The 8,348-nt window shown below is 44.9% G+C and carries 7 protein-coding genes; 4 read left to right on the plus strand and 3 right to left on the minus strand.

The annotated features are described in order from the left end of the window. The first annotated feature begins 364 nt into the window (after positions 1-364). Positions 365-742, plus strand: a complete 378-nt coding sequence (locus QVA83_RS06450; RefSeq protein WP_014949857.1) for a hypothetical protein — start codon at positions 365-367, stop codon at positions 740-742. A 77-nt stretch (positions 743-819) separates the two neighbouring features. Here the strand turns inward: QVA83_RS06450 and QVA83_RS06455 are convergent, their stop codons facing one another. The 3 genes from QVA83_RS06455 to QVA83_RS06465 all read right to left on the minus strand — a co-directional run bounded on the left by QVA83_RS06455 (position 820) and on the right by QVA83_RS06465 (position 4,450). Further along, the gene (locus QVA83_RS06455; RefSeq protein WP_156078504.1) at positions 820-1,728 is read right to left on the minus strand and encodes a 5'-methylthioadenosine/S-adenosylhomocysteine nucleosidase; all 909 of its coding nucleotides are present in this window, start codon (positions 1,726-1,728) and stop codon (positions 820-822) included. Positions 1,729-1,923: 195 nt separating this feature from the next. Continuing rightward, positions 1,924-3,360 carry a pyruvate kinase gene (gene pyk, locus QVA83_RS06460; protein WP_014949855.1) on the minus strand — a complete coding sequence of 479 codons (1,437 nt, stop codon included), beginning with the start codon at positions 3,358-3,360 and terminating at the stop codon, positions 1,924-1,926. Between the two features lie 238 nt (positions 3,361-3,598). Then, entirely contained in the window at positions 3,599-4,450 is an 852-nt protein-coding gene (locus QVA83_RS06465) for a MurR/RpiR family transcriptional regulator (RefSeq protein ID WP_014949854.1), read from the minus strand. Positions 4,451-4,734: 284 nt separating this feature from the next. On the opposite strand from QVA83_RS06465, the gene zwf reads away from it, so the two are divergent. The 3 genes from zwf to edd form a co-directional block, all read left to right on the plus strand. Next, the gene (zwf, locus tag QVA83_RS06470; protein ID WP_014949853.1) at positions 4,735-6,228 is read left to right on the plus strand and encodes a glucose-6-phosphate dehydrogenase; all 1,494 of its coding nucleotides are present in this window, start codon (positions 4,735-4,737) and stop codon (positions 6,226-6,228) included. Position 6,229: 1 nt separating this feature from the next. Further along, positions 6,230-6,922: a 6-phosphogluconolactonase gene (gene pgl / locus QVA83_RS06475; protein ID WP_069944511.1), complete on the plus strand. Its 693-nt coding sequence runs from the start codon at positions 6,230-6,232 to the stop codon at positions 6,920-6,922. Between the two features lie 9 nt (positions 6,923-6,931). Further along, positions 6,932-8,348: phosphogluconate dehydratase (gene edd / locus QVA83_RS06480; RefSeq protein ID WP_287498262.1), on the plus strand; the 1,417-nt coding region annotated here is incomplete at its 3' end.

Genomic DNA, 8,348 nt, shown 5'->3' on the forward strand with positions numbered 1-8,348 from the left:
CTGTATAAGTGTACAGTATTAAGGGGAGTGAGTTTATTAAATTTGAAAGGAAAATTTTATCTTGCTGTGTGTAGAAAGTACCTTATACAACTTTAGTATAAGTTTTGGGTTGGTCTAAGTTGCTGAAAAATAAAGATTAACTATATGGTGCGGAAGGTGCATATGGTTAAGTAGATATGAGTGAATTACTTGATGTATTGAACAGACGAAAGTTTGTATTGTCAGGCAGAAAACATCTGCTGCAACGTGAAAGCTAGAAACTTAGAAAGTCGAATGACTCAATACATTGGTGATAAATAGTTTTAATTAAGTGGATTGTAGCGAGCTTATCGATACAAGTGCAAAATCGTTCAAGGAGTGGGGCATGAACTTTTTAAAGTGGGTTTATTCAGGCTTAGTGGTATCAGCAATCATTGTTATAGTCGGTGTAATTGGGCAAGGAAAGCTATCCGTAAGCCAAGCATCAGCTGATGACGAACAGCGCCCCGTTCATATGGATATTCAAAAAGTACAGCGCAACTTCTCATTGGTAGAATTTGATTTGTCGAAAAAGGCACATCTATTGAGAAAAACGCGTCTAGAGCACTACATTGCACAGGCTAAGCAAGCCGATTTAAGAGGTTGGAAATTTAAGCGTGATGAGTTTGTTGAGCGCGCCGAAAATATTCTAAATCATCATCTTACTCAATACGCGAATGATGTTAGTCAAGATGCGGAAACTTATACCGCTCAAGCAATCTAATACAAAGGCTATACATGAAAACGCGCCCTACATTCTTACAATGTAGGGCGCGTTTTTCGGTTGAGTGTTTTCCAAATTTATTCCGACAGCGCAGAAATATAAGCTTTTACCACTTTTTCAACAAAGGCCTGACAATCTTTGGCCGTGGTTGGGTCATATTCACCATGGTTGGTAATGTTGTTCGACAATACGCGAATACCTAAAAAGGGAACGTGGTAGGCATGTGCAATCTGCGCTGCAGAAGCGGTTTCCATTTCTTCCACACTCGTTCCCATATTCTTATGGAGCCATGCTATTCGATCTAACTCGTTATTCCAAAAGTTACCGCTGCCAATCGTTCCTTTAACGACGTTCCCGCGTTTGTACTGCTTGGATAGCGATAGAGCTAGGTTGATGAGCTGTTTGTCTCCTAAATAAAAACGCAACTTTTCTGCGTCCTTAGCGCTACTCCCTTCTCCCGCGCTGCCTTCTGACGCCATAATATCCATCGGTAGCCAATTAAACGGTTGAGAACCTTCTCCTTGAGCCAGCTTGGGCGTTTTAAAGTTGGATGCATTAATACTGCGTTCGCCAAGAACAATGTCACCAACTTTTAAGGAAGGATCGTGGCCACCTGATGTTCCCTGATTGATGATAAGGCGAGGGTGGTATCTCTCTATGCCAATAGCGGTGGCGGCCGCTGTATTTTCTAAACCCTTACCGGTTTTAGCTACCACAATGGGATACCCGTCTAGTGTCCCTTTATAGAATACGGCATTACCTGAATACTCTGTTGTAGTGTTACCCAAAAGCGCAGCAAAGTATTCGGCTTCAATGGGCATGGGGCCTTGAATCATTATTGGCTGTAACGGAGCGTTCTGTGAAGCTACTTCTACACGCTTCATGGTGTGTACGTGCTGTGTATTTGCCCATACGCTATGAGTGAAAAGTGCCAAGAGCGTTATAATTGCTGAAAAACGTGTGTAGCGATTGAAAACGAGCTGCATATCTATCCTTATTTTTGTCGTTGTTGTCCCGAGGAGTGTTAACGAATTCTCGTTGTTTTGTTGGATATGTTTTTTGTAATTTTGATACTGACTTAGATGAGTGTTCTTATTATAAGCGTCAGCTTACCACTGCTTTAGTAAATTACAGGCAAAAAAAAGCGAAGCATTTGCTTCGCTTTAATAGTGTATTCGTCGCTATTCGACTTCTACGATTTTAAGGGTATTGGTCGCGCCCACTTTTTCCATTTCATCGCCGTAAGTCAGGATGATACTGTCGCCGCTTTTCACTAATCCTTTCTCTTTAAGTGATGCAATGACATCGTACTTCAATTTGCCAGGTTCACTGTTTGAAGAGTCAAAGAAAACCGGCTTAACGCCGCGGCAAAGCGCCATTGTGTTAAGCGTTGATTCGTGACGAGACATCGCAATAATTGGCAGAGATGTAGTAATGCGAGACATTAACGTTGGTGTAGTTCCACTTTCAGTTAAACCTACAATCGCTTTAACACTTGGCAAGTGGTTCGCAGCGTAAACCGCTGACAGAGCAATTGACTCGCTAGTAGAAGAAAACTGCTGATCCATGCGGTGCTTGGAAATTTTAACGCTTGGATGTGTTTCCGCGCCTTCACAAACACGAGCCATAGCTGCAACTGTTTCAATAGGGAAATTACCCGCCGCTGTTTCAGCTGAAAGCATTACCGCGTCAGTGCCGTCTAGTACAGCGTTTGCAACGTCCATTACTTCTGCACGTGTAGGCATAGGGCTGTCAATCATCGACTCCATCATTTGCGTCGCGGTGATCACAACCTTGTTGAGCTGGCGAGAACGGGCAATCAGTTTCTTTTGAACACCAACAAGTTCCGCATCGCCAATTTCTACACCCAAGTCACCACGAGCAACCATTACCGCATCTGAAGCGCTGATGATATCCGTCATGGCTTCGTCAGACGCCACCGTTTCAGCACGCTCGACCTTTGCACAAATTTTTGCATAGCAGCCAGCTGCTTCGGCAAGTTCTCGCGCGTAGTTCAAGTCTGCGCCGCTGCGAGGAAATGACACTGCAAGGTAATCAACACCAATTTTCGCGGCGGTTTTAATGTCTTCTTTGTCTTTTTCGGTAAGTGCATCTGCAGAAAGACCACCGCCTTGACGGTTAATGCCTTTATTGTTTGAAAGCTTGCCGCCTACTGTTACTTCAGTAATCACTTTGCGGCCTTCGACGCCAGTTACTCGAAGCTGAATACGACCGTCATCAAGAAGCAGAATATCGCCTGCTGATACGTCATCAGGAAGCGCTTTGTAATCAATACCTACTTGATTAATATCACCTTCGTCGCGGCCTAATTCAGCGTCTAGAATGAATTTTGCGCCAACCTCTAAACGAACTGCACCTTCGGCAAAACGAGCAACACGGATTTTAGGGCCCTGAAGATCACCTAAAATCGCTACGTATTTACCTAGGTTCTTTGCTGCCTGACGAACGCGCTTTGCACGTTCAATGTGGTCTTCGGCTTGTCCGTGTGAAAAGTTCATGCGCACAGTGTTTGCGCCTGCGGCAATAAGTGCCTGAATCTTTTCAAGTGAGTCGGTTGCAGGTCCTAGGGTGGCAAGAATTTTCGTTCTTCTGGTCATGTGATTCCGTCGCTGTTTCTAAGTTAGAAAAGGCAAAGAGTGATAGGCTACGCGTTTATACGGTATGCCTGTAATCGCTTTACGTAATTTTATTACAGAATAATAGTTGAATTTGACAAAAATGTGAATGAAATAAACAAAAACGCCTAACTGGCTCGACCAGTTAGGCGTTTTCGCTGATTTATTGAACCGATATTGTTACGGTAAGTGGTTCTTATGTGATCACGTGGGAAGAAAATTACTCACCACGCTTTTCATAACGTGAACCACGCAGCGTATCTTTTACTCGCTTCAGGTTCTCTCTGAACTTGTTGCCGCGGCGCAGTGTAAAGCCGGTTGCCAGTACATCAATTAGCGTGAGCTGCGCGATGCGAGAGGCCATAGGCATATACATATCAGTATCTTCCGGCACTTCCAGCGATAACACGTAACTGCACTCTTGTGCCAGCGGGCTATCTGCTGAGGTAATTCCTACCACAGTAGCGTCGTTCATGCGGGCAATTTGCGCTATTTCTACTAAGCTTTTAGTTCGGCCCGTATGGCTAATCAATACAACAACATCGCCATCTGAACAGTTCATGCAGCTCATGCGCTGCATCAGAATATCTTCAAAGTAGACCACTGGAACATTGAAGCGGAAAAACTTATTTAGTGCATCGTGTGCCACTGAAGCTGAAGCGCCTAAGCCGAAAAATGAAATTTTCTGTGCCTGTGTAAGTAAATCAACAACGCGATTTACCACGTTCACATCCACAGATTGGCGCGCCACTTCCAGGGACGCCATGGTCGATTCGAATATCTTATTGGTATATTCGTCTGGGCTGTCGTTTTCATCAACATGGCGGTTTACATAAGGCGTGCCGTTAGCCAGGCTCTGCGCTAAATGCAGTTTAAAGTCTGGGAAGCCTTTAGTATCAAGTCTTCGGCAGAAACGGTTTACGGTAGGCTCACTCACATCCGACATCTTAGCGAGGGTTGCTATACTCGAATGAATGGCCGTTTGTGGGTTAGCTAGAATTACTTCAGCTACCTTTTTCTCAGATTTACTGAATGCCGCTTGGTTTTGTGTGATTTTTTCTAAAATGTTCATACAGATATAGCAATTAGTTAGCACAATTTATTGTAAGGTACACCCGTAATAGTACCCAATGTGACGTCTGTGACAAGAAAAATGTAATTTTTTGACAATTTTTGTTATTTCAATCGGGTTAAATGAGGGTAAACTGAGGGAAACAGTAAAGATTCAGATCCTATAGTTGGTACAAGTTGTAATTTTACTACATTTGGTGTTAACTATACGGTAAAAATAGTCGTTAGTGTTGTAAATAACTGTACAATACGCCGCGGACACATACATTTAAAAGGTCGACGAATATGGTATTGGATAATTCCTACGAACCCTGTGATTTTGTACTTTTCGGTACACTGGGAGATCTTTCACGACGCAAGTTGTTGCCTTCTTTATATCAGCTTGAAAAAGCAAACTTGATGCACCCAGACACCACTATTGTGGGTGTTGCGCGTCAAGAAATGGAGCTGGATGCCTATATTGAAGAAGTTCATGCCAACCTAATCAAGTTTGGCGAGAAGAACTTGTGTGAAGCCACTTGGGAAAAAATGAAAGCACGGTTGCACTATGCATGCGTAGACATGAAGGACGTTGAAAGCTATTGCGTATTAGACGACCACGTTGACCCAAGCCGCACCATGGTGTGTTATCTAGCGACGCCACCGGCGATATACGGTGATATCTGTCGTGGCCTGCATAGCTGCAAAATTATCGACTCAAGCGTTCGCGTTGTGCTAGAAAAGCCAATTGGTCACGATTTGGCATCGTCTAAAGTGATCAATGAGCAAGTTGCAGAATACTTCGACGAAAAGCAAATTTACCGCATTGACCATTACCTTGGTAAAGAGACAGTACTAAACCTAGTATCACTGCGTTTTGCCAATTCTATTTTTGCTACTAACTGGGACCACAACTGCATTGACCATGTTCAAATCTCAGTTGCAGAGTCAGTGGGTATTGAAGGGCGTTGGGGTTACTTTGACGACGCGGGTCAAATGCGAGATATGGTGCAAAACCACTTGCTACAAATTTTAAGTTTGGTAGCGATGGAGCCTCCGACAACGCTCGACGCTGACAGCATTCGTGACGAAAAATTGAAAGTGCTTAAAGCGCTTCGTCCGATTAACTCGTTTAATATTAATGACAGCACAGTACGCGGTCAGTATACCTCTGGTTTCGTGAAGGGCGAAGAAGTGCCTGGGTACCTTGAAGAAGAAGGTGCTAATACGCAAAGTAAAACCGAAACCTTTGTTGCTATTAAAGCGGAAATTGACAACTGGCGTTGGGCTGGTGTGCCGTTTTACCTACGCACAGGTAAGCGCATGCCAACTAAGGTGAGTGAAGTTGTTATTTACTTCAAGCGTCAGCCACACAACTTGTTCGGTGACAGCTTCAAGAATCTCCCACCCAATAAGCTCGTTATTCGTCTACAGCCAGACGAAGGGGTAGAAATCACCGTAATGAATAAAGTACCTGGCTTAACCAGCTCAGGCTCTATGGATCTACAAAAATCCAAGTTAAACCTAAGTTTCTCTGAAGCGTTTGCCGATGAGCGTATTCCTGACGCATACGAAAAACTCCTTCTTGAAGTTATGTTGGGTAATCAGGCGCTATTCGTTCGTCGTGACGAAATTGAACAAGCCTGGACATGGGTAGACTCAATTCTTGAAGCGTGGAAGCAATCGAGCGAGCCGCCAGAACCGTATCAAGCAGGTACGTGGGGGCCGGTAGACTCTATAGGTCTTCTTGCTCGCGAAAATCGCAGCTGGTACGAGAGCAAAACAGGGAAGAAAAAGTAATATGGCGTTAACAACTCTATCATTCGAAACACCTGATGCATTGACTGACGCATTTGCGCAAGACTTAGTCAGCATTTTAAAAACAGGTATTAAAACTCGCGGTCGAGCTTCGCTTGTCGTTAGTGGTGGTCGTACACCGCTGGCGCTTTTTAAACAACTAAGTGAAACCGAACTTGAGTGGGATAAGGTTGATATCACCCTTGCCGACGAGCGCTGGGTTGAAGAGGGCCACGAGGCCAGCAACACCAGCCTAGTCAAAAATAATCTAATTCAAAATAAAGCCGCAGCAGCTCGTTTTATCGAATTGAAAAGCGATGCTAATGATGCAAACGAAGGCGTAAATGCCGCAGAGTCAAATCTGGCTAGCATGTCACAACCTTTTGATGCATTGATTCTTGGCATGGGGGAAGATGGTCACACTGCATCGCTTTTCCCTTGCTCTGAACAAGTACTTGACGGCTTAGATATGAGCAGCGGCAGAACCTGCATCGCTGTTCAACCTACAACAGCACCTCATCAACGTATTTCATTAACGCTACCAGCGTTACTCAATAGCCGTAATATCTTTTTGCATTTAACAGGCGAGAAGAAAAAACAAGTCTTACTTGATGCTATTGAAAATGCCACCGAAGCGCAAAAGCCCATCACCGCCGTAGTTAACCGCGCGCCGGTTACTTTGATGTGGGCGCCATAGGAGACAAACATGAATCCAAAAATTGCTGAAGTTACGCAACGAATTATCGAGCGTAGTAAAGAAACGCGTAAGGCGTATCTAGAAAAAATTGAGAGTGCACGACGTCAAGGACCACACCGTGGTGTGTTGTCATGCGGTAACCTTGCTCACGGCTTTGCAGCATGTGGAACAAGCGAAAAATCAGATCTTCGTTCAATGACCAAAGCCAACGTGGCAATTGTGTCTGCGTATAACGATATGCTTTCAGCGCACCAGCCTTACGAGACGTATCCTGCGCTCATTAAGGATGCAGTGAAAGAAGTAGGCAGCGTAGCCCAGTTCGCAGGTGGCGTACCTGCTATGTGTGATGGTGTTACACAAGGCCAGTCTGGCATGGACTTAAGCCTAATGAGCCGTGATAACATTGCTCAGGGGGCTGCCATTGCGCTTTCTCACAACATGTTCGATAGCGCACTGATGCTAGGTATCTGCGACAAAATCGTTCCTGGGCTATTAATGGGCGCACTAACGTTCGGTCATTTGCCAACCGTTTTTGTGCCAGCTGGTCCAATGCCATCGGGTCTTCCAAACAAAGAAAAAGCCCGTGTTCGTCAAGAATTTGCCGAAGGTAAAGTAGGGCGTGACGCGTTGCTTGAAGCTGAATCTCAATCTTACCACTCTGCGGGTACCTGTACGTTCTATGGAACGGCAAACTCGAATCAGCTAGTGGTTGAAATGATGGGCTTGCACCTTCCGGGTTCGTCGTTTGTTAATCCAGGCACACCTTTGCGCGACGCGTTAACTAAAGCGGCTGCGGTCCAAGCGACACGCCTAACTGACCTTGGCGACAACTATACGCCAATTGGTCACATTGTAGATGCAAAAGCCATTGTGAACGGCCTTGTAGGTCTTCTTGCTACGGGTGGTTCTACTAACCACACCATGCACCTTATTGCGGTAGCACGCGCTGCAGGTTACATCGTAAATTGGGACGACTTCTCAGATATCTCTAATGCTGTGCCTCTTCTTACTCGCATTTACCCGAATGGCTCAGCTGACATTAACCACTTTGTTGCAGCAGGTGGTATGTCATTGCTAATTAAACAGTTGCTTGATGCGGGTCTACTACATAACGACGTTAAGACTATTTGTGGTGAAGGCTTAGACTTCTACACTAAAGAGCCTGTGCTTAAAGACGGCGAATTAGAATGGCGAGATGGCCCAACTGAATCCCTTGATAAAGAAGTGCTAGCAACTGTTGACGCTCCGTTTAAGCCAGATGGTGGTTTGAGTGTACTTGACGGCAATCTTGGTCGTGGCGTTATCAAAACCTCAGCGCTTCGCACGCCTCACTGTAATATCAAAGCTCCAGCGGTTGTGTTTGAAGACCAGTTTGAACTGGATGACGCGTTTAAGTCTGGCAAGCTAGACAAAGACTGCATTGTAG

It is taken from the genome of Alteromonas sp. AO-Serp (assembly GCF_017849675.1).
Lineage (GTDB): Bacteria > Pseudomonadota > Gammaproteobacteria > Enterobacterales > Alteromonadaceae > Alteromonas > Alteromonas macleodii.

Coding starts and splice junctions, on each gene's coding strand:
- QVA83_RS06465 (WP_014949854.1), bottom strand. CDS start 4,450: ATGAACATTTTAGAAAAAATCACACAAAACCAAGCGGCATTCAGTAAA.
- zwf (WP_014949853.1), top strand. CDS start 4,735: ATGGTATTGGATAATTCCTACGAACCCTGTGATTTTGTACTTTTCGGT.
- pgl (WP_069944511.1), top strand. CDS start 6,230: ATGGCGTTAACAACTCTATCATTCGAAACACCTGATGCATTGACTGAC.
- QVA83_RS06455 (WP_156078504.1), bottom strand. CDS start 1,728: ATGCAGCTCGTTTTCAATCGCTACACACGTTTTTCAGCAATTATAACG.
- pyk (WP_014949855.1), bottom strand. CDS start 3,360: ATGACCAGAAGAACGAAAATTCTTGCCACCCTAGGACCTGCAACCGAC.
- QVA83_RS06450 (WP_014949857.1), top strand. CDS start 365: ATGAACTTTTTAAAGTGGGTTTATTCAGGCTTAGTGGTATCAGCAATC.